This window comes from Pseudovibrio sp. Tun.PSC04-5.I4, from assembly GCF_900104145.1.
Classification (GTDB): Bacteria; Pseudomonadota; Alphaproteobacteria; order Rhizobiales; family Stappiaceae; genus Pseudovibrio.
This window is the reverse complement of the sequence record NZ_FNLB01000006.1, coordinates 2145793-2167099: the sequence shown is the minus strand read 5'-3', so window position 1 is coordinate 2167099 and position 21307 is coordinate 2145793. Positions and strand designations below refer to the sequence as shown.

Genomic DNA, 21307 nt, shown 5'->3' with positions numbered 1-21307 from the left:
CAAATGACGACAGAAAATACCAAACCAGCTGAAGTCTATAAGGATGGCAAAATCCTCCCGGACTGCTGGAGCTATATCGCTGATGATGAGGTTCTCCCGAGAGAGGGCAAACTGATCCTCTCTCTGCCCCGTTTTCTTGCGGAACAACAAGAGCTTAAGCAGAGCAACCTGTCGTTAGGCGTTGTGCTGCGAGCTGGTGAAAAAGCAGAGGAACTAGCCAGTTATCTGGACGTACTGGAGCTGGTCGCAGTCGATTTCCCAAGCTTTGCAGACGGTCGCAGTTTCTCAGCTGCGCGTATCCTCAGAGATTCCCTAGGTTTTGGCGGAGAAATTAGAGCTGTAGGCCCCTTCATTCTGGACCAAATTGGTTTCATGGCGCGCTGTGGTATCACCAGTTATGCGCTTGATAATCCACGATTAAGAGCTGATCTTGAAGCAGGCAACCTCAATGAGGTGACCGCTTATACACAGCCGGTTTTTGCAAGAAAAGAAGCGCCCGCTGGCACAAGGCCATGGACGCGTCGTCCGGTATAAGCAAGGCGGGCAAAGTGCCTGCCTTTTTCTTTGTTATTCAGCAGGTTGAACCTGAAGTTGGTTCGAAGCCGAAAGCATCTTGCTGTTGAGCTTAAAGAACAGCCAAACCGTTACGACCTGTATAGCGATCAATGGAGCGTAGAGCGCAAAGTAAGTAACAGACATTGAAGCGACTACGCCGATTTTCACCAGACCGGCATTGATAACGAAGTTGCCGAAGACAAAGAGCGCAACACCAGGGCAAACCAGAGCATATGAACCGGGTGATTTTTCTGGACCAGTAATCCAGCGCTCGAAGTATCCCACACGTTTCATGACAGACCAGCCAATAAGACCGAACAGGATCTGAATGGCGAATAGGCTGATCAGGAAAACATAGATACCACCGGCAGTTACAGGAGTGTCGAAGTTGTGGAACAGGCTCATTTTAATGCGGTAGATCGCAATGCCCACAACTGTCAGAAACGGGATGATGATCCAGAGAGTTGGTGTGGTTTCACCGGCAGCCTTGTGTTCCATCATAGAGCGGAAGCCAAGGATCAACTTGATGGTACCCATCACAATCGCAGCACCGATGAACAGCGCACTACCAGCGATACCAATTGCAGCAATCGCTTTGGTATGGCTCATGGCCGCAGGTGCTGAGAAGCCAACACCGATCATGGCAAAGGCGAAGACGGAAAGCATCTGGCCGAGGCTGTTATTCTTGGCGCATTCATAGCCACCCTCGGTCAAAACGCGAGAGATGAAATCAAGGTAGATGCGGAAGCCCAATACCCCGATTGCTGCAAATGCGAGCAAGGAGAATGGGAACAGTATTTCACGAATGCCCCAAAGGCCCGGCACGAACAACGCACCTGCAATAAAGCTAACATTGACACTCATTGCCAGCGCCAGTGGAATAGTCATCAACTGACTTTCCGCATTGGAATTTTTAAAGCCTTCAAAAACCTTGGTTTTTTTCCATTTGCCAAATTCTGAAAAGTTCCAGACCAACAAGCGGAAATGAAGAGCTGAGAAGACGATAACACCCAGCACTGCAGCTATAATCATAGCCTGCATAGCAATCGACCCACCATTGAAGGCAGATGTCAGCGTCGCAAAATTTGCGATTGAGGAACCTTTATGTGGGGTCATCCACATCAGGTACATGAAAAAGCTAATTGCCAACCCGCCTGCACCGACGGAAGACAAAAAATACAGGGGCGAATACCGCTCACCTAAATTGGAAAGATAACGCATGAGGCTAATCCCTGATTGATGATGAATATTAGAATATTAGAATATTAGAAAATACTAATATAGCAAGGAAAAAATGAATATGATGATTTGATCAGGATTAACTGATTGAAATTAAAAACTTAACTGCTTGTAAAACTAAAACTTCAGCCAGACAACTGAAGACGAAGAGGCCAGAGAATCGGAGGATGAGAAGATCTGTTTTCAGAACAATTAATGAACAAAATTCCGTTTAAATCCGCTCACGCTTATCTTAACCTGAGTACCCCGCCCGAATCTCAGGAGCCGCCCGGCTATGTCTTCAATTTATCGATGGATCATGAATTTGGCCGACCCCTTCGACCCACCAAACGTTGATTGGGAAGGCAAAACACACTTTCAGCATCTGGTCGCATTGTTGTTTCTGTACCCCCGGCAAACGGCTTACCTGTCCTTAGCCATCTTCATTGAAAGCACTCTGACAGTGCTGCTTCTCTCCTTTGTTGGTTATCTGGTAGATGCGTTGGAGGTGAGTGGATCAGATGGTTTTTGGGAACAAAATCAGCTGGTTATTATAGGTGCAGGCATCTGTTTTGTCGTCTTGCGACCCCTGTTTTCCTATCTATATGCAGCCCTGCTATCTCTTGGTCTGCACACGAATATTCAAACGGCCACGCGAGTATCATTTTTCAAGAGACTCATCGGGCAGGATATGACGTTTTTCCAAAAGGAGTTTGCAGGCAACCTTGCCAGCAAAACATGGATGGGCGGGCGCGAAGTCGCTGATGTGTATTCTACAGTCGCTGCTGTTGTATTCCCAAACATCATCTTTGCTGGAACCATTGTTCTTGCGTTGAGCTGGTTGCACCCTGTCATGGGTGGTTTGATGTTAGTCTGGCTGCTGCTCTTTGCACTGGTTGCAAAACACCACATCCCACATATCAAAACGACTGCCAAGATCGGTGCAGACAGTGCTCATATTGTGAGTGGTACAGTCGTCGATATCTACTCCAACATTCAAACAGTGAAGTTGTTTCAGGGAGATAAGGGAGCTCTGAGGCATTTCAGAAAACAAATGGAGGAATTTCGAGAGGCTGTTTTCCTCTTCAAATGCGAAATAACAAACTCCCGGCTATCAGTGACCATTTTAGGGGCTGCTGCAATGGGTGTCATGGGCGCGTCTAGCTTGCTTTTGTGGCAGTGGGGATCCCTCACAACAGGTGAGATTGCTATTGTTCTTGGGTTTGTGATCCGCTTGGAAAGTAAGCTTTTTGAGGTCCTCTCTCAAATCACAGGGCTGTTCAGAGGTTACGGGACGTTTAAGTCTGCAATCGGTATCATTTCTAAACCCTATGGCCTGCGCGATGCTCCAGATGCACGAGAGTTTGTGTGCTCCAGTGGGGCCATCCAGTTCGACGATGTTCACTTTGCGTATGGCCAGCAACAGGCCATCGTCAAAGACCTGAGCTTTGCTGTTAAATCGGGCGAAAAGGTTGGAATTGTTGGATATTCCGGGGCGGGGAAGTCAACAATCGTGAACCTGCTGCTCCGTATGTATGATGTTGAAGCGGGCGCAATAACCATCGATCATCAGGATGTTCGGAGCGTGACGCAAGAGTCATTACGGGCGCAGATCGGGCTTGTAACACAAGATACATCTCTGTTTCATCGATCCATTTTCGACAACATCTCACTTGGCAGAGACAACGCCACAATGGACGACGTTCGTAAAGCTGCCCAACGAGCGCACGCGCTGGAGTTTATTGAAAACCTTGAAGACAATAAAGGGCGCAAGGGGTTTGATGCTTTCGTTGGAGAACGCGGCGTGAAACTTTCCGGTGGTCAGCGCCAACGTATTGCTCTTGCGCGTGTTTTCCTCAAAAATCCTCCCATTCTCATTTTGGATGAAGCCACGTCCGCGCTGGATACCAAGCTGGATGCGGATATTCAGGATATTTTGAATGAGGTGATGAAAGACAAAACCACACTGGCCATCGCGCATCGGTTAACCACGGTTGCCAGAATGGATCGCCTGATCGTCATGGATAAAGGACAAATCGCGGAAGCAGGCACACATGCAGAACTCTTGGTAAAAGGAGGTCTTTATGCAGAGCTCTGGGAGAACCAGTTTTACGGGGTGAAAGGTGGTGTAACAGCTTCGACCAACTCAGCCACAACGGTTGATCTGTGAAATATTACACCAGAAAGAGAATTGCGTAGCCTCTCCACATGAACTAGCGTTTGTGAGAACAGCAATATGCTTATCATTCATGGGAGGGCAGAATGACAGGGTATGGCGCAGCACTCAGTTCACAAGACTTGAAGAAATACAAGGCCTTAGTAGGTGGTGAGCAATGTGAGGCATCGTCTGGCGAAACGATAGACATGATTTGCCCAAGCACAGGATTGCCGTTTGCAACGATTCCCCGGTGCAGCGCAGCTGATGTTGGAAGAGCCGTTAGCTGTGCTAAAACAGCACTGGCGTCCAGTGATTGGGCTGGCCTTTCTGCTGGTGAGCGTGGCAAGCGTTTATACCGTCTATCAGAGCTGCTGACACAAAATCGGGAGTATCTGGCTCAACTGGAAGCGCGCGATACTGGCAAGCCTCTAGCGCAAGGTTATGGCGACATCGATGCAGCCATTCAGTATTTTGCATTCTATGCTGGTGCAGCGGACAAAATCACCGGAGAAACCTTGCCAATTGGCGTTGATTTTCTGGCGATGACAGTGCGCGAACCTCACGGGGTGGTGGTGTCAATCGTGCCATGGAACTACCCCATGCAGATCTTTGCGCGGGTCGCAGGTGCGGCACTTGCCATGGGCAATACTCTGGTCGTGAAGCCCTCTGAAGATGCGTGCCTGACAGTCATCGAAACCGCAAATCTGGCGTTGGAAGCCGGTATTCCTCCAGGTGTCCTGAACATTCTGACGGGTCTGGGAGAGGAAGCAGGCGCAGCGCTCTCCTATAATCCGGAAATTGATTTCATCACCTTCACTGGATCACTGGAAGTCGGCACCATGATCCAGTCAGCCGCCGCTCGCAATCACATCGGATGCACACTGGAACTCGGCGGTAAGTCCCCCCAGATCATTTTTGAAGATGCTGACCTCAATAAAGCGTTGCCAGTCATCAAAGACTGCATCTTGAAAAACGCTGGTCAAACCTGTTCAGCCGGGTCACGGCTTCTGGTCCATCAAAGCAGGTGGGAAGAAGTCGTTGATACACTCAGGATGAGCTTTAAAAGTCTCGTCTCGGGGTCCTATGAGGCGAATCTGGATTTGGGACCTCTCATCAATGCCGCTCAAGTGCGACGTGTGAACGCGTTCTGTGATCAGGCTGAGGCGGATGGTGTCGCTCTTATCGGAGAAGGAACAATCGCTCCTGCTGCGCCTTCAGAAGGCTACTACACCACTGCAAAAGTATATGGACCAGTCCCGATAGACCATGCCTTGGCGCAAGATGAGGTGTTTGGCCCCGTCTTGTCTCTCATTCCGTTCAGAACGGAAGAGGAGGCTGTTCGCATTGCCAATGGAACGCCTTATGGCCTTGTTGCTGGGATATGGACAAAAGACATCAGCAGAGCAACGCGTGTTGCAAAGGCCGTGCGTTCTGGTCAGGTTTTCGTAAACACATACGGTGCGGGCGGAGGTGTTGAACTCCCGTTCGGAGGTGTGAAAAAATCCGGTCATGGAAGAGAAAAGGGCTTTGAAGCCTTGAAAGAATTTTCGGTTCTAAAGACCATTGTTGTCAATCACGCCTAACACAAGGCGAAGCACGCAGGGAGGAAAGCGTGTCCGGAAGATTGGAAGGAAAGACCGCAATCATAACAGGCGGCGCAGCCGGATTTGGTGAAGGCATCGCCCGTAAATATGCGGCAGAAGGAGCAGCTGTTGTCATTGCTGATTTGAACGGTATCGCCGCGAAAAATCTTGCAGAAGCGATTGGGCCCAACGGATATTCCATTGAGACAGACGTAACCGTTCGTTCAGACGTGAGGGCAATGGTTGCCTACGCGGTTGAAAAGACGGGCCGTTTGGACATCATAGTCAACAACGCCGGTTACACTCATCGCAATTGCCCGATGACGCAAGTTGATGAAAATAACTTCGACCGAATATTAGAAGTGAATGCCAAAGCCATTTATCTCACCAGTTGTGAGGTCATTCCAGAGTTTGAGAAACAAGGCAGTGGCGTCATCATCAACACTGCATCGACGGCAGGCATTCGTCCGCGCCCGGGTCTAACTTGGTACAATGCTTCTAAAGGCTGGGTCATCATTGCGACCAAATCTATGGCGGTAGAACTTGCCCCAAAAAACATTCGTGTGAATGCTTTATGCCCGGTTGCAGGAGAAACCGACATGCTTGAGCTATTCATGGGAGAAGACACGCCAGAAAAGCGCCAGCAATTCAGGGAAAGCATCCCTCTTGGACGGTTCTCCAAACCAGAAGATATTGCCAATGCAGCCCTCTGGCTGGCCTCGGAAGAGGCACAGTTTATCACTGGTGTTGCATTGGAAGTCGATGGCGGCAGAACGATCTGATGGTCAACTGGCCATCAGGTTAAACAGCCTCAAGAACTCCAGAGGTCGCAGTCACCACACGATTGCGACCTGATTTTTTGGCACGGTACAAACAACGGTCAGCTGCTCTGAGCGCGCTTGCAAGTGTCTTGTCATCGCCCGCAGACAAACCAACGCTAATGGTTGGTGCAAAGGTATGCTCGTCATTCCCCGGATCCGTGACTTGTCAGTGCTGGATGTATTCTCCCCAAAAGCGCTGGTTGAAAATTCCCCACTTTTTCAGCTTTGACTTTTGTTTGAAGGGGCATGCCCCTTCAAACAAAAGTTGGCCAAACTCTCCTCTACGTTCCTGTTGGATGTGGGGGGGCTGTCATTCTGCACAGGGGTATAGGTGGGTAAAAACGAATGAACCCGTTGAAACAATGATATAATTTTGAATATGCGGCTGAAAATCATTTTGCACAGTATTGCGTGAAAACTATTCAAAATGGGCAAAAAAGCGTGCATAAAACGATCAAAAATGCGCAGGCTGTTTGCATAAAGCAGAATTATCAGTTGAAGCGATGCCCGCACCACACAACTTTTCCGATGATATGAAAATCTTCCAACTCAGAGCGCTTTAGTAGCTCGTCTTTATGTATGGGATTTTGGCTGATCACTTCAATGTCACCTTGAAGGGTTGGGCGAAGGTACTTCACACGTGCCAGTCCGCCGTAAACAAAGGCGTAGACGCCATCGGATAGTGTATTACGCTTTTTATCAACCATCACTAAGTCGCCGTCAGCAATGAGGGGATCCATGCTGTCTCCGTCAGCGGTGAGGATGATCAGGCCATCCGTTGAGGTTCTGCCTAGTTTTCCGCCCAAAAAGCTTTTCGTGAATGGAATATCTTCTAGATTTTCAATGGTATCGCCATTCAAAGTACCGCTACCAGCAGCCAGATGTACGTTAACGCGTGGGATTATGGTGAAATCGCTTTTAAGCGTCACATTAGCTTTTGGCTTGGATGTTAAAGCTTGGACGCCGGTAAATACCCAACTTAAATCGATATCCATACCGGCTGCCAGTGAGTGAACACCTTCAACGGGCACTTTTACTTTTCCAGATATCCATTTATTGAGTTGCTCGACAGAAACACCCGCAATTTCAGCAGCTTCTGACTTAGTTTGATACTTCCCTACTATCTCCTCAATTCGGCGTCCCAGTTCTATTCGAAAAGTGGGATGAGTTGGTCCCGGTTCCATATCAGCATCCCATTTTTCATAACTAACTGATAAGTCGATTATATTCGAGATGATCCACAGTATATCGATTTTAATTAGTGGGATGATGTCGATTTTAATTAGACTACTCGATTTAAATCGTTATTATCAGCATAAGCAACGTGCAACCACATAATGCGGGTGCACAGGTTCAAGGTTCAAAAAAAACGGCTGCTGTAACAGACCGTTTTTAATGAGGATATTCCAATGGCTAAGCGTAATTCCCAAATGACTTGGGATGAACATACCATAAAGGCCGAGCTACATCGGCATAGAATGACCATCGAACAATTGGCCCGACAAAAAGAGGTCCACCGCAACACTCTTTCCAGAGCGCTTAAAACCGGAACAGGCATCGGCGCAAGTGTTATCTCTAAATTCCTTGGTATTCCAGTGGACGAGTTATGGCCACATCGCAAAGCGTCGTCACCCCATGTAATCTACGATAGCGAATTGCACGGGCCTAGCGCAAGTCAGAAAAAGCAGCTGCATGCTGACACTCCTCTCTCCGAGGCAGAGGTGGCGGCATGAAAACTGTTCCTCTGACACAGTGCGCTGCCCTGCAGTTTTACAGCCGCTTTGATTATGGCGCAGGACATGACAATCACATCAAAGACATTGCAAGTGCGCTTGCCATTGGTGTGTTCACTTCAGCGTTTGTTCTTTGGGTCTGGGTATTGTGTGTCGCGGTGGCCTCTTACCGTGCGGGATACCCGCTATGAGGACCATCCGTTGCCAACAAACTGATGATTTGCTGAACTGGCAGCCACCGCAGGTGGAAGCCCGTTTTGAGCCAGCGCGGGTTCGTTCCGCATCACCCTCCGGCAAGGTTTGCCGCGCTCTTTCTGAAGCCATGAAAAAAGACGGACGCAGCCGTGAGGAGATTGCAGCAGCTCTGTCTGTACATCTTGGGGAATCTATCAGCCGTGACAGTCTGGATGCGTGGGCGAGCGAAGCGCGGGAAGCCAGCAATATTTCCGGGTATCGCTTAATCAGTCTCATTTCCGTCTTGAAATCAAAAGAGTTGCTTAACGAGTTTCTGGCTCGCACGGACATGGTCGTGGTTGACCGGAAGTACCTGCCACTCATTGAACGGCAGGTTATGGAAGAACAGAAAAAGCTCATCCAAAAGATGATCCGGCAAATAGATAAAGAAATGAGGGTCCAGCAATGAGCGGAACAGTTCCAGCCCTGTTGGACAATGGGGCAAAGCGCGAGTGGTACAACGCTCAGGAATTCTCTGAGCTGGATTTGGTGGGAATTCCGAATACAAAAAGAAATATTAACGCCTTAGCAAGCAGGGAAGACTGGCAGTCCACCACGCTCGCCCGCAAACGTTCTGGTCGTGGTGGTGGCTGGGAATACCATATTGATTTGCTGCCGGAGCCAGCTCGCAAAGCGTTAGGGGCTCGGTTTAACATCGAGCGTCTTAACGCGGTTGTGAATGTTGTGCAGACAAACGCACCCGCAAAAACAAAGGTGGCTCTTGCTGATGCCGATGGCGCTCAGCGCCGTGCTGCTGAAGCCCGCAAACAAATTTTGCAGATGTTGGAACAACTGGTCATGCGCGGTATGGCCTATGACAAGGCCGTGTGTGACCTAGCCGTCAAGGTGAAAGTACTGCTGAGCCAAGAGGTGCTGACCCCGGATGAAAACCAGCTACTTGAGCTCGTTCGCACTGCCAAGGACAAGGGCACCGGGATCTCCCGCCGCGCTATTTACAACTGGCGCAAGGCGTTTAAGGAATGCGGCTTTGCTGGCCTGATCCCCGGCAAACGTAAACAGGATGCGCTCAATGCTTCCCGTTACGAATGGGCGCCGGGCTTCCTGAAGTTTTATGCGGACCCGCGCAAGCCAACGGTAGCATTGGCACTGGACCAGTACCGGGCCAGTCTGATTGAGCCCACACACGCTCCCAGTTACGATCAGGTGAAACGATATCTAACGAAACTGAAGAAAGCAGACCCGATTGCTGCCTATAAGGGACGTGAAGGTGTACTGGCACTCAAAGCCCGCAAGGTCTATGTGAGCCGCTCTACTGAGGGGCTGGAGCCAACCGATATTTATACCGGTGATGGCAAAACGTTTGATGCCTTTGTCGCACATCCATTTTCGGGCAATCCAATGCGCCCGGAGATCACCTCAATTCTGGATGTGGCGACCCGCAAATGTGTGGGCTACTCCATCGGGCTTAATGAAAAAGCCTATGACGTATCTGAAGCCCTGCGTAATGCCAGTATGTCGAATGGTGTGGCAGCTATCTTCTACGTTGATAACGGTAAAGGTTACAAAAACCAGCTGCTGGATGAGGCTGCTGTGGGCATGTTAGCCCGCCTTGGTACGCACAAAGAGCACAGCATCGCCTACAACTCACAGGCTCGCGGTGTTATCGAGCGGTTCAATGGATCAGTTTACACCCGCCTGGCAAAAACACTACCAAGCTATACAGGTACGGATCTGGACCGGGAAGCGGCTTTAAAGCTGCATAAGACCATCAAGAAAGACCTGAAGGAAAAAGGCGGTTCAGACCTTCTGATCAGCTGGAATGGCTTCCTCAAAATCTTTGACAGCGCCCTGCAATATTACAATGAGCGCCCTCATTCTGGCCTTGCCGAGATGCGCGATCCAATCACCGGTCGCAAGCGGCGTATGTCGCCGAATGAATGCTGGGCTCAGTTTGAAGCAAATGACTTTCAGGCTGTGCGGCTTTGTCAGGAAGATGCGGACGATCTGTCCCGCCCTGCAGTTCGGCGCAAGGTTACTCGCGGTCTCGTTACCATTGAGACGAACCGCTACTTTGCTTTGGAGCTGGAGCGCTATGACCACCGTGAGGTTATGGTTTGCTACGACATGCTTGATGCTCATCAGGTGTGGGTGCGTGAGCTTGATTATGTGGAAGGTGTTGAGACACCGGGCGCACTGATCTGCACTGCCAAGTTTGAGGGCAACAGCCAAGCCTACTTCCCCAAGCCGGTTATCGATACCGCCCGCGAGAAGAAGGCCAAGACGGCAACAAAGCGACTGGAAAACAGGTTACGCCGTGTCGAGCAGGAACAACGCCCCGGCTATCTCATGGAGCACTCCGGCGAGCAGCCAATGGAAGTGTTTGCCTCGGCTCCCGGCTTTGAAGCCAGTACTGATGCCGACCTCGTTTCAGTCGTGATGGAACCACCAGCAAGGACGGAGAACGTCGTTCATTTGGCGGACCCGATTGAGGCACCAAAACCACAACCTATAACCAGATCCGGCAGGCCAGTATTTAAGTCCAAAGAAGAGCTTGCCGTTTGGGTCCTGGATAATCCTGAAAAGATGACTGATCTCGACAAAAAAATCCTGTCGGACTGTATGACCAACAGGACTTATCTGGACCTATTTGAAGCGCTTGGCATCGACACAGATAGCCTTCGAACTCTCCTCCGTGCCGCTGCTTAACGCAACCAACCAACCCTCAAGGAAATAACAGATGCGGAATGACTTTGTAAAGACCTCCAACGTGCAGCGCTTTTTGAACGCGCTGACTGCCCTGACTGAACGGGGCGCACAGGAGGCTTGTCTGGTGGTCGTGGACGGACTGCCGGGACTTGGCAAAACAACCACGTTGAAAAATTGGGTCGGCCAGACGGGCAGCATATACCTGCGGGCCAAGAAAGAATGGACACCGAGCTGGTTTATGACCGAACTGCTTGAAACAATGGGGGTGCACCCACCCCATGCTTTCCAGAAAAAGTACTGCAAGGCGCTTGAAGAACTATCCGGGCGACGAGACACCGCTGGCAATGAAAGAAAGACGTTTGGTCTTGTGATTGATGAGGCGGATCATGTCTCCAGTAAATCGGCAATTTTGGAAACCATCCGCGATATATCCGACATGATTGAGCTGCCCGTCATTCTGGTGGGTATGGGCAAGGTCAATGATAACCTGACACGGTTTCCGCAGGTCGCCTCCCGCGTCTCACAGAAAGTTCGATTTGAAAAATGCAGTCAAGGAGATGTGCGGGGGCTGATTGACGGGCGCTGTGAGGTTCGCGTCGCTGATGATCTGTTGAAGCTCGTTCACAAAGTATCTGGCGGTTATAACCGTGAAATCTTGGAAGCCATTGCCAATATTGAACGCCACGGGTTTCTCAATCCTCCCGGTGAGGAGGGCCTGACCATGAGAGAGATGGCTGGTGTTGCAATCATCAATGATCGCTCCTCAAACCGCCCCATCATGGTTCCGGGGGCGCTGTGATGGCTAATTCCCTGATCTCCACGACACTCCTGCATCAATTAAAAGGTGGGGACTGCCAGACGCTTGATATGCTGGACGCTGATGCCACTTTTTCGCTCTCCCGCAAACAGATCATTGAGGCTGCGGGTTTTCTGATCATAAAAGGATATCTGGAACGTGTAGAGCGTGGTTGTTACCAGCTTACACAATCGGGTCAAAAAGCTGCTGATGAGGGCTTGGTCATTCCGATAGGTGGCAGCACAAGAGTGCAAATACACCGCCGTAGCCCACGCCGAAATTCCTTACGGCAACGGGCATGGAACGTGATGAAAATGTCAGGTGCATTTACGGTCTCAGATATTATTCTGGTGGCAGCTCAGCCCTCTGACAAACAACCAGAAAGCAATCTCCAGCGTTATCTTCGCTCGCTGTATCAGGCCGGGTATCTGACAATCTTGCCAGTTAAGGCAAGGAGTACCAAGCCTTATTCAAATGGCTTCAGACGCTTTCGACTGATCCGCGATACCGGCCCGCTTGCTCCGGTCTGGAGTCAGAAAAAGGCTATCCTACTTGATTTCAACCTCACTTCAAATGGGGAGGTTGTGGCATGCAAATAAACGTACACGACCTAATTGAAGAACAGGTAGCAACGCTTGGCAGTAAAAAGGCAGTGGCGGATGCCATGGGCGTCTCACGTACCGCTGTCAGTCTTTATCTGGCTGGACGGCTTACCGACAATGGCGGGCGCGTAGACCGCTTTGAGCGCCGTGCTGTTGAGCGGTTCTGTGACCGGATTATGTGCCCGCATCTTGGCAAAGATATCAGCTTTGAGGATTGTCAAAAATATTCCTGCCGGTCTGTCCCCCAAAGTGATCCTGCAGCCCTGCGTCATTGGGCCGCCTGCCAGCGCTGCTCGCTGAATACCTCCCGGACTGGACAGGATGCAGCATGTTAAGCGGCCTCCTGAAAGAACTGCGTGCTCTGTTTCTGATTTCACGCTGCAATGAGGTCATGGACCCGGAAGCGCATGACCTTTTTGCACAAACTCTGCTGACCGGAACTGAACTGGCTGAGCAGTTGGAGCGCCTTGCAAAAAGCAAGATGACACCACTTGAAGACGCTCATTTCAACGATCCCAAGATTGTTATTTTCCCGACACTGAGCCGGGACCCAAAATGTATTCAAAAAGGAAATGACCATGACACATGAAGCGAACGGCTCAACTCATACCATGGACCCCGCACTGGAAGCGGCAATAAACGCTGGGACAGTTGAGCTTGAGGGTAACCGGTATATGCGCGATGGCATGGGAGCACTGATCCCAGTGGAGCTGGTGGCAGATACTGACGCTCTGGAAGATGAGTGTGTGCGCACAATTGCCCACCACGCGCAACGGCTGGCCAGCCAAGTGGCTCGTTTTAAAGGGCACACCTATGATGACCTTGGCAATTTGGATGCTGCCCGTGCTGAAGAAGGCTTTACCAAAGGCGGAGCCAAGGGCAACAAGACCTATTATTCGCTTGATGCGCAATTCAAGGTCAGCGTCCGAGTGCAGCCACAACATGCCTTTGGCGCGCAAATCACACAAGCAAAAGAGCAGATTGACGTGTGCCTGAATGAATGGTCTGCGGGTGCGCGCCCTGAAATCCGAGCACTGATTACGGATGCTTTTAATACTGACAATGACGGACAGATCAACCGGACTGAAATTTACCGGCTGATGCGGCTCAAAATCGAAGATGCGCGCTGGGTAACTGCCATGAAGACCCTGCGCGAAGCCATGCGGGTTATTGGTAGCAAAACCTACCTCACCGTGCATAAGCGGCAAGGCCCGGAAGATGACTGGCAGCAGATTACCATCAATCTGGCGAAGGCGTGAGGGTATCATGAACTATCAGCAAATGAGATATGACCGGCAACGTGAACAAGAGCGCCTCGAACTCATCAGGGGTTACTGGAGCCGTCGCGGACACCTCGTCACCGGGACAGTTTCAGTAAACCACAATGATGGTCCAACCCCGCACTATACCACCGCAACTGATATGAAAAACGGGTGTCCCATCGGGTGCCCAGCCAACCGCACAGGAGCCGTATCATGAGCAATACAGGTGGCGTCGCAGTCGATCAACTCCGCACATTTATTGAACGCGTTGAGCGTTTGGAAGAGGAGAAGAAGGTAATATCTGACGACATCAAGGATGTTTACGCAGAGGCCAAAGGCAACGGCTTTGACGTGAAAGTCATGCGCAAGATTGTCTCCCTACGCAAACGCAAGCCACACGAGCGGGAGGAAGAAGAAAGTATTCTCGACCTCTACCTTCACGCCCTCGGCATGGCCGAGCCAATTTCTTAAGGAGAATTTCAATGAGCCGGTATCTTGCACAAATTCATATTGCAAAGAAGGCCTTGGCACTTGATGAGGACAGTTACCGGGATGTGCTGGAGCGGGTGACGGGTAAACGCAGTGCAAAAGGCCTAAGCGAGGGACAGTGTTTGCGCGTCGTTACCGAGTTCAAACGGCTTGGCTGGAAACCTGTAAAACGGGGCGGTTCATTCCGTCCCGCATCTGACAAGGGACATGTACGCATGTTGTTTGCTCTTGCAAAAAGCCTTGATGGTCTGGGGTATTGGCAAACGCCCTACAAGGACGCCTTACGCAGTTTTGTGAAGAAACGCAGTGATGTGGATGATCCCGAGTGGCTGACCTATTCGCAAGCCAGCCCCCTGATTGAAGCTCTCAAAGTAATTGAAGGGAGGCTGGCAGGATGATTTTAGCGGCAACGGGCAATTCCGAGAAAATCGTTGGTATCGGTATGATAAACAGAAACAACAAACTCATGCCCTTCGGGCTTTCCGATACTTGCGAACAATCCCCTGCACATGAGGTCCTCAATCACGACCTTCCAAGCAATCCCGACGGACGAGGAGTGGAGCATAAATTGATCCAGTGTATTCCACTGCGCTTTTTCGATGCGGTGGTATTCGAAAACCTTCTCCATTGCTTTTTCTTGCCAGGGTTCAAGGTTTGGCATTTGAGCCTGAACGTTAGAGGCAACCAGCAGAGCAGCAAGAACGAGCATAAAACACACAAACATAACCTTCTTAATAGAGCGTGCAATAATTGGTCTTTACTCTCTCAGGTTGCGACTATATTCGCAATGGGTTTTGTGATGGTTGGAGGGTGCGCATATGGCTGAATTTGTCCCTGTGACCGACCATGCGGTGCTGCGTTATCTGGAACGGGTGCTGGACATTGATGTCCAGATGGTGCGCCTACACATCTACCGCGAAACTGAGAACGCCCTGCAGGTTGGTGCAAAAGGTCTGCGCCGCGATGGTGTGCGTTATGTTCTGGAAGGCGGCGCTGTGGTGACCGTGATGGTGTCCGAGGCTCAGCTTGCCTCTAACAAGGAGGCTCGTCATGTCTGATCAGCTTGCTCCGCTACACCTGACAGAAGACATGGAGGATGTTCAAGCTATTTGCGGTGATGATGTTGCGCAGGAGCTTTTGAACAAACTACCCGGCGTTGAGGTTAAGGTGCCAGCCCGTTGGAGTGCAAACAATCCGCTTGCTCGCATTGACAGGGAGAAAGCAGAGCGGTTGATCAAGGATTTTGCAGGCAACAAGTTTTATGTCCCAACCCATATTGGCCGAACAGATACGCGCCGGGCAGCCCTTCAGCTTCGCGGTGAAGGCCAAAGCACAATTGAGATTGCACTGGAATTAAAAGTCTCAGAACGCCATGTCCGCAACCTGCTTTCTGGCAAGCCGTTGCCACGGCGGAAAATTCATGATGACCGCCAGGTCGATCTGGAGGATTTTTTGAACGCCTCCCATGATTAGATCAGAACTTGCGGAACTGTTCCGTCGCAAAAATTGCAAGAAACTATGAGGCTCGCCCCAGTACTTATCAAACTGAGGCGGGCCTCATGTCTATTGTCCAACAATTACGCAGCAGCAACGGCGCTGAAACACACACAGACACTCTCTTGCGCCGCGAGGCTGACCGGCTGGGCTGCGAGATGGCTGTTTTACAAGCGGTTCTGGACGTTGAAAGCAAGGGAGCGTCTTACGACCGCGACGGTCGCCTGATCCTCCTTCCAGAAAAACACGTCTTTTATCGTGAACTTCCCAAATCCAAACGCGGAAGAGCTGTGGCGCTGGGGCTTGCGGCAAAACGCTGGAAGAAAGCAAATTACAAAGGGCTTGGTAAGTCCGGCTCTGATGCCCGCTGGGACCGTCTGCAAGCCATGGCGGATCTTGATGTTACCGCTGCCCTTAAATCCTGCTCCTATGGTCTTGCCCAGATCATGGGCTTTAACTTTGCGCAGTGTGGGTATCGCAGTGCTCAGGAATTTGTTTTAGGGCTGGCCTCCAGTACCGAAGCTCAGGTGAAAGCCTTTCTTGCCTTTCTCGAAAACTCCGGCCTGCGCGATGCTCTGCGAGCCAAAGACTTTCGCGCGATTGCCCGGATCTATAACGGCAAAGGTCAGGTTGACTATTACGCTGGTCTGCTCCAGCAGGCCTATGCAAAGTTTGCCGCCCTTGCGTCCCCGGCCTCTGGCTTTTTAGAGAAAGATCAGCCGCGATCTAACGCCCAAAGTCTTGCTACGGGTTATCCGCGCCTCGGTTCCTCCGGTTACCGGATTGAAGCCCTGCAGAAACGTCTGGCCGCGCTTGGTTATGTGTGCCCGGTTGATGGTGACTTCGGCCCGACCACGCGGCGGGCTGTGGTGTCGCTTCAGGTGGATCACAGTTTAAAGCCGGATGGCGTTGTCGGGCCCCTAACAGAGACGACACTGGAGCAAGCCGTCCCCCACAATCAGAAAGCCGGACAGGATCGCAGCACCCTCTCGGTGAAAGACCTGCGTAAGAACGGTTCCCAGACCATTAAAAAAGCAGATGGCCAGACGCGTATTGGGCAAGTGCTGATGGGTACAGGCCTTGGTGCCAGCGCCATGGGCGAGACCACTCAAGGGTTACTGGAAGGATTTGGCACCGGCGCTGAGCAGCTCAGCCAGCTTCGGTATCAGCTCGCCCCGCTGATGGAGTTTGTCTCGGGCAACAAGTGGGTGCTGATTGCTGCTGCCGGATTTGGAATCTGGTATCTGGCACGGGGCATCAAACAGCGCCGCCTTGCAGATGCACAGAGCTGGAGGCATGTAGGATGAGCTTATTGTTTAAAGGTGCTGTGTGGGCTTTGAATAAACTTGGCGGCGGCGTACTCGACCGGGTGCTGGGTTTCTTTGAAACCCAAGCCAAGAGCGAAAACGAAGCGCTTCGTATTCGTGCAACTGTTACAAGTGAAGAGATCCGCGCCGAGTTGGATAGCCGCCGTGCAGCCCGCGACATCGTGCTGGCAGAGCAAGGCTGGTGGGTGACGGCCATGATCCGTCCAGCATTCGCCTGGCCGATTGTAATCTGGTCCGGGGCCATTGTTGCCGACAGCTTGTTTCACTTTGACTGGAATGTAGCCGCGCTGCCAGAACCACTCAATGAGTGGGCCGGATGGATTGTCGGCGCTTACTTCCTCACCCGCCCGTTTGAAAAAGCCATACGCGGCGCAAACACCCGGAGGGCTCGTTAATGTCGGAACATCTGGCGCGGGAACTTGGAGAGATTAAAGGGCTCCTGCAGGGCATCGATAAGAAAATTGATAGCGTGGATGATCGCCTTGATAAACATGATACGCGCCTGCGTGCAGTGGAGACCAAATCGGTTGTCAATAGTGTAATTGCCGCCTCAGTGGTCTCTATTGGCATTGCATTCATCAAAGATAAAATTGGTGCCTGAATGAGCAAGAAACCATCTAAGGCAGACCAGAAGCGCAAGGCCCGGCGCTTGTTCATACTTGAACGGCAGGCAATCCCGACTGTTGCGTTTACCATCGGTGTCAGTGAGAGCACCTTACGCCGGTGGAAGAAAGAGGCAGCAACGAACGGTGATAACTGGGACGTGGCCCGCTCTGCAAACGCGCTTGCTGGAGAAGGCCTGGAAGCGGTGGTTGCGACTGTGGTTGAGGACTTTGTCACCATGTTCCAAATGACCATTGAACAGATCAAGGCCTCTGGGGAAATTGAGCCTCCTGAGAAAGTAAAACTCATGGCCTCGCTCTCAGACGCTTTTAACAAGATGGTTTCTTCTGCTGGACGGGTTGCCCCTAAATTATCTGAACTCGGTATTGCGCAGGATGTGTTGCAGCGCCTTGCAAAGTTCATCCAGAAACATCATCCCAGCCATGCCCAGATCTTTTTGGAAGTGCTTGAACCCTTCGGTGACTATCTGGCGGAGGCCTATGGATGAGCGCGAAAACAAAAAAGCTCAGCGCTAAGGATTTTAAAACATCGCTTGCTGAGATGGCGGAGGATTTCCGCCAGAAGATAGAGCTGGAAGTTGAGGCATTCCCGGTTGATGTTAAAGCCCGCAAAAGCCGCCTCGCATGTGTGGCAGATCCTGCGACCGGCTATCGCTTTTTTGCCGAAACTTACTTTCCTCATTATCTGGCTAAAGCCCCGAGCCGATTGCATGAGCATCTTTATGAAGAGCTGCCACTGATTGTTTACTCAAACAAGGGCGAACGGAAACTGGTGATTGCCCCGCGTGGGTCTGCCAAGTCCACTCATATCAGTCTGATTTTCCCACTCTATTGCATTGTCATGGGCCTGAAGCATTACATCGTGCTTATTATGGATGCCTTTGAACAAGCCGCCGTCATGCTCGAAGCACTCAAGGCTGAGTTAGAGAGCAATCCGCGCCTTGCCTATGATTTTGCAAAGGCCATGGGGCCGGGCCGGGTCTGGCGCGAAGGTGACATCATCACGGCTAACAACATCAAGGTGGAAGGCTTTGGTACGGGCAAGAAGATCCGTGGTCGCCGCCATGGTCCGTACCGGCCTGACCTTGCTATTTTAGATGATATTGAAAACGATGAGAATGTGACCAGCCCCAAACAGCGCGACAAGCTTGAAAGCTGGGTTTTAAAAGCTGTGCTGAAGCTTGGCCCCACAGATGGCTCCATGGACGTGCTTTATGCAGGCACTGTGCTGCACTTTGATGCGGTTATTGTGCGCTTTGCCAAGAAACCGGGCTGGCAGAAGACTGAGTTTCGGGCGGTATTGGAATGGCCGGAACGCATAGACCTGTGGGATACATGGGAAGAAGTGTACTTAAACGAAGGCGAGCCTGCCGCAGATGCGTTTTATTGTGCACACCAAACAGAATTAGACCGAGGTGCGGTTCTCAACTGGCCCGACAACCACACTCTGCTTTATCTGATGAAAGAACGGGCAGGATCACACTCAGCCTTTGAAAGCGAATATCAGAACCGTCCTGTCTCTGATGATAACCCGTTCCAGAACATTACTTATTTTGTTCGCGTTGAGCCGCAACTTATGTTCTTCGGCGCGATTGATCCCTCTCTTGGCAAGTTCAACAAGAACCGGGATCCATCGGCAATTCTGGTGGGCGGGTATGACAAGGAAACCGGTCGCATAGATCTGGTGGAAGCCTCCATTCGCAAACGCACGCCTGACCTGATTATTGCTGATGCGCTGGCGTTCCACCGCGAATACGGCTGTCAGATGTGGTTTGTGGAAGCGGTACAGTTTCAGGAGATGCTGCGCACTGAACTGATGAAGCAGGCCGCCCTGTCTGGTCTGGCGCTGCCTGCTTATCCGGTAATGCCCATTACAGATAAGAACCTGAGGATTGAGCGACTTCAAATCCCCATCAAGGACGGCCTCATCCGGCTGCATAATTCACAGAAAGTTCTCATTGATCAACTCCAGCAATGGCCCAATGCGGACCATGATGATGGCCCTGATTGCCTTGAGATGCTTTGGAAACACACGTTGGAGATGGCCTTTACCACGCTGAGTTCAACCAGCTTTACCACCGCACCATCAGCACACGGCTCACTCCTTGGAGGCTATCGGTTATGAGTAAGAAAACCAAAAAAACAAACGGAACGGCTAAGGCTGATAGCAATCTGGCTAAGCAGGCCGCCCCGGCCAGTGTTCCGATTAAGGGCGGACAGCTGATTGCGACCGCACGAAACGACATCACGATTGAAAACTACTCCGATATATTAAAGCCTCAGGACCCAACGCTTGAAGCCAAGGGCGAGAAAAAAGGCCTGAAGCTATATGATGAGGTTCTGCAGGACGCACGGGCACGCACCGCTCTTTCCAAGCGCATTTCCAAGGTCACACGGCGTGAATGGCAGGTTGAGCCTGCAAGTGATGAGGCGATAGATATCACGGCTGCTGAAGGGGTTGAGGCGATCCTGAAGGCATTGCCATTTGATGCAATCTGCAAAGCGCTTCTCAAAGCAATCTTAAAAGGGTTTTCCGTTGCCGAGATCGTCTGGTTCCGCAATACAGATGGCATGATTGCACCGCTCAAAATAAAGGATCAAAACCCTATGCGGTTTACGTTTGATGCGGACTGGCGCATCAGATTGCTGACACTCGATAACCGCGAAGAAGGCGAGGAACTGCCAGAACGCAAGTTCATAGTGCATCGCTTTGATGCGAACGCCAACAATCCGTTTGGTCATGGGCTTGGTTCTGTGTTGTTCTGGCATGTCTTGTTCAAGCGCGAGGGCGTGGCCTTCTGGATGAAGTTCATGGACAAGTTCGCAAGTCCAATCCCTTTTGGCAAATACGCTCATGGAACATCTAAGGAAGAGCAGGACAAACTGCTTGGCGTGCTGCGCCAAATGGTTAGCCAGGGTGCGTTGGTTGCCCCCATTGGCACTGAGGTTGATTTTCTGGAAGCCACCCGCTCTGGAGAGGCAGGATATGAAGCCTGGTGCCGTTACTGGGATGAGCAGACTGCAGAAGTTGTTCTGGGATCAACCCTTGCAACAGGTGTCAAAGGTCAAGGCTCGCGTGCCGCCTCCCAAACTCATGCCGATGAAACCGATGGTATTGTTGATGATGACAGCGACCAGATTTGTGAAACCCTGAATTCCACACTCATTACGTGGATTAGTGAACTCAACTGGCCTGCTGCCAACCCGCCCAAGGTCTGGCGGCCCCGGCCTCGCAACCAAAGCGATGAGGCGGATGTTGAGCGCAAAGTGCGCTGGGTGCAGCAATCTGCTTTACGTATTTTGGACGCCACGCGCCTGCAAGGCTTTGAGCCTAAGGATGTTGATCAATGGCTGGGTAATGTTTTGGGAACAGAGATTGTCAAATACAAGATCCCGCTAACTGCCGATGGTCCAGCCACCAAACGCGGCGGCAAACAGGAAAGTTCAGAATTTGCGACAGGTGATGCAGGTCCCGTTGATCATCTGGTTACTCAGCTGGAACAGCTTGCAGGGCCAAAGATACATAACTGGATTGACGAGATCAAAGTCAAGCTTGAAGAGGCGGAAGATTACGCGGGCGCATCACAAGCCTTGCTTGATACCTATCCGGGGCTTGAGGTTGATCCACTTGGCAACCTTTTAAGTGATGCGGTTATGCTTGCCGAGCTTCAGGGCCGCTCTGATATCATTGATGAGACCGGCATCACGCCCACAGGCTCAAAAAAAAACTAGATAAACAGGATG

The 21307-nt window shown here is 51.1% G+C and carries 26 protein-coding genes and 1 pseudogene; 23 read left to right on the top strand and 4 right to left on the bottom strand.

The genetic code is table 11. The features are described 5' to 3' along the window. The first annotated feature begins 3 nt into the window (after positions 1-3). Positions 4-534: a DUF934 domain-containing protein gene (locus BLS62_RS15210; RefSeq protein ID WP_159436543.1), complete on the top strand. Its 531-nt coding sequence runs from the start codon at positions 4-6 to the stop codon at positions 532-534. 33 nt (positions 535-567) lie between these two features. Here BLS62_RS15210 and BLS62_RS15205 read toward each other — a convergent pair whose 3' ends face one another. After that, positions 568-1776, bottom strand: coding sequence for a TsoY family (seleno)protein (locus tag BLS62_RS15205; protein ID WP_093182354.1), 1209 nt, complete (start codon positions 1774-1776; stop codon positions 568-570). Positions 1777-2068: 292 nt separating this feature from the next. Between BLS62_RS15205 and BLS62_RS15200 the strand changes: the two genes are divergently transcribed. The 3 genes from BLS62_RS15200 to BLS62_RS15190 all read left to right on the top strand — a co-directional run bounded on the left by BLS62_RS15200 (position 2069) and on the right by BLS62_RS15190 (position 6296). Continuing rightward, positions 2069-3943 carry an ABC transporter ATP-binding protein gene (locus tag BLS62_RS15200; protein ID WP_093182352.1) on the top strand — a complete coding sequence of 625 codons (1875 nt, stop codon included), beginning with the start codon at positions 2069-2071 and terminating at the stop codon, positions 3941-3943. Between the two features lie 92 nt (positions 3944-4035). Then, complete coding sequence (locus BLS62_RS15195; RefSeq protein WP_093182349.1) at positions 4036-5514, top strand: aldehyde dehydrogenase family protein; 1479 nt, start codon at positions 4036-4038, stop codon at positions 5512-5514. Positions 5515-5543: 29 nt separating this feature from the next. Beyond that, positions 5544-6296 carry an SDR family oxidoreductase gene (locus BLS62_RS15190; protein ID WP_093182347.1) on the top strand — a complete coding sequence of 251 codons (753 nt, stop codon included), beginning with the start codon at positions 5544-5546 and terminating at the stop codon, positions 6294-6296. A 19-nt stretch (positions 6297-6315) separates the two neighbouring features. On the opposite strand, the pseudogene BLS62_RS15185 reads toward BLS62_RS15190, so the two are convergent. Together BLS62_RS15185 and BLS62_RS15180 are read right to left on the bottom strand one after the other, a co-directional pair. After that, a pseudogene (locus BLS62_RS15185) lies at positions 6316-6468 on the bottom strand (diguanylate cyclase response regulator); the annotation flags it as partial. A 358-nt stretch (positions 6469-6826) separates the two neighbouring features. Continuing rightward, positions 6827-7519 (bottom strand): LexA family transcriptional regulator, encoded by a 693-nt coding sequence (locus BLS62_RS15180; RefSeq protein ID WP_093182344.1) that lies wholly within the window; start codon positions 7517-7519, stop codon positions 6827-6829. Between the two features lie 225 nt (positions 7520-7744). On the opposite strand from BLS62_RS15180, the gene BLS62_RS15175 reads away from it, so the two are divergent. The 11 genes from BLS62_RS15175 (at position 7745) to BLS62_RS15125 (ending at position 14516) form a co-directional block, all read left to right on the top strand. After that, positions 7745-8068, top strand: coding sequence for a helix-turn-helix domain-containing protein (locus tag BLS62_RS15175; protein WP_093182341.1), 324 nt, complete (start codon positions 7745-7747; stop codon positions 8066-8068). Next, the gene (locus BLS62_RS15170; protein WP_093182339.1) at positions 8065-8259 is read left to right on the top strand and encodes a hypothetical protein; all 195 of its coding nucleotides are present in this window, start codon (positions 8065-8067) and stop codon (positions 8257-8259) included. The genes BLS62_RS15175 and BLS62_RS15170 overlap by 4 nt, the downstream gene beginning before the upstream one ends. Beyond that, a complete protein-coding gene (locus BLS62_RS15165; RefSeq protein ID WP_093182337.1) occupies positions 8256-8711 on the top strand; it encodes a hypothetical protein in 456 nt (151 codons plus the stop codon). Before BLS62_RS15170 ends, BLS62_RS15165 begins: the two co-directional genes overlap by 4 nt. Continuing rightward, complete coding sequence (locus tag BLS62_RS15160; protein ID WP_093182335.1) at positions 8708-10969, top strand: Mu transposase C-terminal domain-containing protein; 2262 nt, start codon at positions 8708-8710, stop codon at positions 10967-10969. The genes BLS62_RS15165 and BLS62_RS15160 overlap by 4 nt, the downstream gene beginning before the upstream one ends. Before the next feature lie 31 nt (positions 10970-11000). Further along, positions 11001-11768: an AAA family ATPase gene (locus BLS62_RS15155; protein WP_093182333.1), complete on the top strand. Its 768-nt coding sequence runs from the start codon at positions 11001-11003 to the stop codon at positions 11766-11768. Beyond that, complete coding sequence (locus tag BLS62_RS15150; RefSeq protein WP_093182331.1) at positions 11768-12364, top strand: hypothetical protein; 597 nt, start codon at positions 11768-11770, stop codon at positions 12362-12364. The genes BLS62_RS15155 and BLS62_RS15150 overlap by 1 nt, the downstream gene beginning before the upstream one ends. After that, entirely contained in the window at positions 12355-12702 is a 348-nt protein-coding gene (locus BLS62_RS15145; RefSeq protein WP_093182328.1) for a hypothetical protein, read from the top strand. Before BLS62_RS15150 ends, BLS62_RS15145 begins: the two co-directional genes overlap by 10 nt. Then, positions 12696-12956, top strand: a complete 261-nt coding sequence (locus BLS62_RS15140) for a hypothetical protein (RefSeq protein WP_093182326.1) — start codon at positions 12696-12698, stop codon at positions 12954-12956. The genes BLS62_RS15145 and BLS62_RS15140 overlap by 7 nt, the downstream gene beginning before the upstream one ends. Continuing rightward, entirely contained in the window at positions 12946-13626 is a 681-nt protein-coding gene (locus BLS62_RS15135) for a DUF3164 family protein (RefSeq protein WP_244283590.1), read from the top strand. Before BLS62_RS15140 ends, BLS62_RS15135 begins: the two co-directional genes overlap by 11 nt. A gap of 216 nt (positions 13627-13842) precedes the next feature. Continuing rightward, positions 13843-14100, top strand: coding sequence for a DUF2312 domain-containing protein (locus BLS62_RS15130; RefSeq protein WP_093182321.1), 258 nt, complete (start codon positions 13843-13845; stop codon positions 14098-14100). Between the two features lie 11 nt (positions 14101-14111). Continuing rightward, a complete protein-coding gene (locus BLS62_RS15125; RefSeq protein ID WP_093182318.1) occupies positions 14112-14516 on the top strand; it encodes a regulatory protein GemA in 405 nt (134 codons plus the stop codon). A gap of 2 nt (positions 14517-14518) precedes the next feature. Here BLS62_RS15125 and BLS62_RS15120 read toward each other — a convergent pair whose 3' ends face one another. Then, on the bottom strand, positions 14519-14827 hold the full coding sequence (locus BLS62_RS15120) for a hypothetical protein (protein WP_143521570.1): 309 nt from the start codon (positions 14825-14827) through the stop codon (positions 14519-14521). A gap of 109 nt (positions 14828-14936) precedes the next feature. Between BLS62_RS15120 and BLS62_RS15115 the strand changes: the two genes are divergently transcribed. The 8 genes from BLS62_RS15115 to BLS62_RS15080 all read left to right on the top strand — a co-directional run bounded on the left by BLS62_RS15115 (position 14937) and on the right by BLS62_RS15080 (position 21295). Further along, positions 14937-15176 (top strand): hypothetical protein, encoded by a 240-nt coding sequence (locus tag BLS62_RS15115; RefSeq protein WP_093182313.1) that lies wholly within the window; start codon positions 14937-14939, stop codon positions 15174-15176. Further along, complete coding sequence (locus BLS62_RS15110) at positions 15169-15591, top strand: helix-turn-helix domain-containing protein (RefSeq protein WP_093182310.1); 423 nt, start codon at positions 15169-15171, stop codon at positions 15589-15591. The genes BLS62_RS15115 and BLS62_RS15110 overlap by 8 nt, the downstream gene beginning before the upstream one ends. Before the next feature lie 86 nt (positions 15592-15677). Then, the gene (locus BLS62_RS15105) at positions 15678-16919 is read left to right on the top strand and encodes an N-acetylmuramidase domain-containing protein (RefSeq protein ID WP_093182307.1); all 1242 of its coding nucleotides are present in this window, start codon (positions 15678-15680) and stop codon (positions 16917-16919) included. Further along, on the top strand, positions 16916-17335 hold the full coding sequence (locus BLS62_RS15100) for a 3TM-type holin (protein WP_093182304.1): 420 nt from the start codon (positions 16916-16918) through the stop codon (positions 17333-17335). Before BLS62_RS15105 ends, BLS62_RS15100 begins: the two co-directional genes overlap by 4 nt. After that, on the top strand, positions 17335-17541 hold the full coding sequence (locus BLS62_RS15095; protein WP_093175953.1) for a hypothetical protein: 207 nt from the start codon (positions 17335-17337) through the stop codon (positions 17539-17541). Before BLS62_RS15100 ends, BLS62_RS15095 begins: the two co-directional genes overlap by 1 nt. Then, on the top strand, positions 17542-18051 hold the full coding sequence (locus tag BLS62_RS15090; RefSeq protein ID WP_093182301.1) for a DUF1804 family protein: 510 nt from the start codon (positions 17542-17544) through the stop codon (positions 18049-18051). Beyond that, the gene (gene terL, locus BLS62_RS15085; RefSeq protein ID WP_093182298.1) at positions 18048-19688 is read left to right on the top strand and encodes a phage terminase large subunit; all 1641 of its coding nucleotides are present in this window, start codon (positions 18048-18050) and stop codon (positions 19686-19688) included. The genes BLS62_RS15090 and terL overlap by 4 nt, the downstream gene beginning before the upstream one ends. Beyond that, positions 19685-21295, top strand: a complete 1611-nt coding sequence (locus BLS62_RS15080; protein WP_093182295.1) for a DUF935 domain-containing protein — start codon at positions 19685-19687, stop codon at positions 21293-21295. The genes terL and BLS62_RS15080 overlap by 4 nt, the downstream gene beginning before the upstream one ends. Positions 21296-21307: the final 12 nt, after the last annotated feature.

What these genes read in the sequence shown, in the direction of transcription:
- BLS62_RS15130 (WP_093182321.1), top strand. Translation starts at nt 13,843, where the DNA reads ATGAGCAATACAGGTGGCGTCGCAGTCGATCAACTCCGCACATTTATT.
- BLS62_RS15195 (WP_093182349.1), top strand. Translation starts at nt 4,036, where the DNA reads ATGACAGGGTATGGCGCAGCACTCAGTTCACAAGACTTGAAGAAATAC.
- BLS62_RS15100 (WP_093182304.1), top strand. Translation starts at nt 16,916, where the DNA reads ATGAGCTTATTGTTTAAAGGTGCTGTGTGGGCTTTGAATAAACTTGGC.
- BLS62_RS15095 (WP_093175953.1), top strand. Translation starts at nt 17,335, where the DNA reads ATGTCGGAACATCTGGCGCGGGAACTTGGAGAGATTAAAGGGCTCCTG.
- BLS62_RS15120 (WP_143521570.1), bottom strand. Translation starts at nt 14,827, where the DNA reads ATGCTCGTTCTTGCTGCTCTGCTGGTTGCCTCTAACGTTCAGGCTCAA.
- BLS62_RS15150 (WP_093182331.1), top strand. Translation starts at nt 11,768, where the DNA reads ATGGCTAATTCCCTGATCTCCACGACACTCCTGCATCAATTAAAAGGT.
- BLS62_RS15210 (WP_159436543.1), top strand. Translation starts at nt 4, where the DNA reads ATGACGACAGAAAATACCAAACCAGCTGAAGTCTATAAGGATGGCAAA.
- BLS62_RS15140 (WP_093182326.1), top strand. Translation starts at nt 12,696, where the DNA reads ATGTTAAGCGGCCTCCTGAAAGAACTGCGTGCTCTGTTTCTGATTTCA.
- BLS62_RS15145 (WP_093182328.1), top strand. Translation starts at nt 12,355, where the DNA reads ATGCAAATAAACGTACACGACCTAATTGAAGAACAGGTAGCAACGCTT.
- BLS62_RS15155 (WP_093182333.1), top strand. Translation starts at nt 11,001, where the DNA reads ATGCGGAATGACTTTGTAAAGACCTCCAACGTGCAGCGCTTTTTGAAC.
- BLS62_RS15080 (WP_093182295.1), top strand. Translation starts at nt 19,685, where the DNA reads ATGAGTAAGAAAACCAAAAAAACAAACGGAACGGCTAAGGCTGATAGC.
- BLS62_RS15115 (WP_093182313.1), top strand. Translation starts at nt 14,937, where the DNA reads ATGGCTGAATTTGTCCCTGTGACCGACCATGCGGTGCTGCGTTATCTG.
- BLS62_RS15180 (WP_093182344.1), bottom strand. Translation starts at nt 7,519, where the DNA reads ATGGAACCGGGACCAACTCATCCCACTTTTCGAATAGAACTGGGACGC.
- BLS62_RS15165 (WP_093182337.1), top strand. Translation starts at nt 8,256, where the DNA reads ATGAGGACCATCCGTTGCCAACAAACTGATGATTTGCTGAACTGGCAG.
- BLS62_RS15110 (WP_093182310.1), top strand. Translation starts at nt 15,169, where the DNA reads ATGTCTGATCAGCTTGCTCCGCTACACCTGACAGAAGACATGGAGGAT.
- BLS62_RS15105 (WP_093182307.1), top strand. Translation starts at nt 15,678, where the DNA reads ATGTCTATTGTCCAACAATTACGCAGCAGCAACGGCGCTGAAACACAC.
- BLS62_RS15125 (WP_093182318.1), top strand. Translation starts at nt 14,112, where the DNA reads ATGAGCCGGTATCTTGCACAAATTCATATTGCAAAGAAGGCCTTGGCA.
- BLS62_RS15090 (WP_093182301.1), top strand. Translation starts at nt 17,542, where the DNA reads ATGAGCAAGAAACCATCTAAGGCAGACCAGAAGCGCAAGGCCCGGCGC.
- BLS62_RS15170 (WP_093182339.1), top strand. Translation starts at nt 8,065, where the DNA reads ATGAAAACTGTTCCTCTGACACAGTGCGCTGCCCTGCAGTTTTACAGC.
- BLS62_RS15200 (WP_093182352.1), top strand. Translation starts at nt 2,069, where the DNA reads ATGTCTTCAATTTATCGATGGATCATGAATTTGGCCGACCCCTTCGAC.
- BLS62_RS15160 (WP_093182335.1), top strand. Translation starts at nt 8,708, where the DNA reads ATGAGCGGAACAGTTCCAGCCCTGTTGGACAATGGGGCAAAGCGCGAG.
- BLS62_RS15135 (WP_244283590.1), top strand. Translation starts at nt 12,946, where the DNA reads ATGACACATGAAGCGAACGGCTCAACTCATACCATGGACCCCGCACTG.
- BLS62_RS15175 (WP_093182341.1), top strand. Translation starts at nt 7,745, where the DNA reads ATGGCTAAGCGTAATTCCCAAATGACTTGGGATGAACATACCATAAAG.
- BLS62_RS15205 (WP_093182354.1), bottom strand. Translation starts at nt 1,776, where the DNA reads ATGCGTTATCTTTCCAATTTAGGTGAGCGGTATTCGCCCCTGTATTTT.
- terL (WP_093182298.1), top strand. Translation starts at nt 18,048, where the DNA reads ATGAGCGCGAAAACAAAAAAGCTCAGCGCTAAGGATTTTAAAACATCG.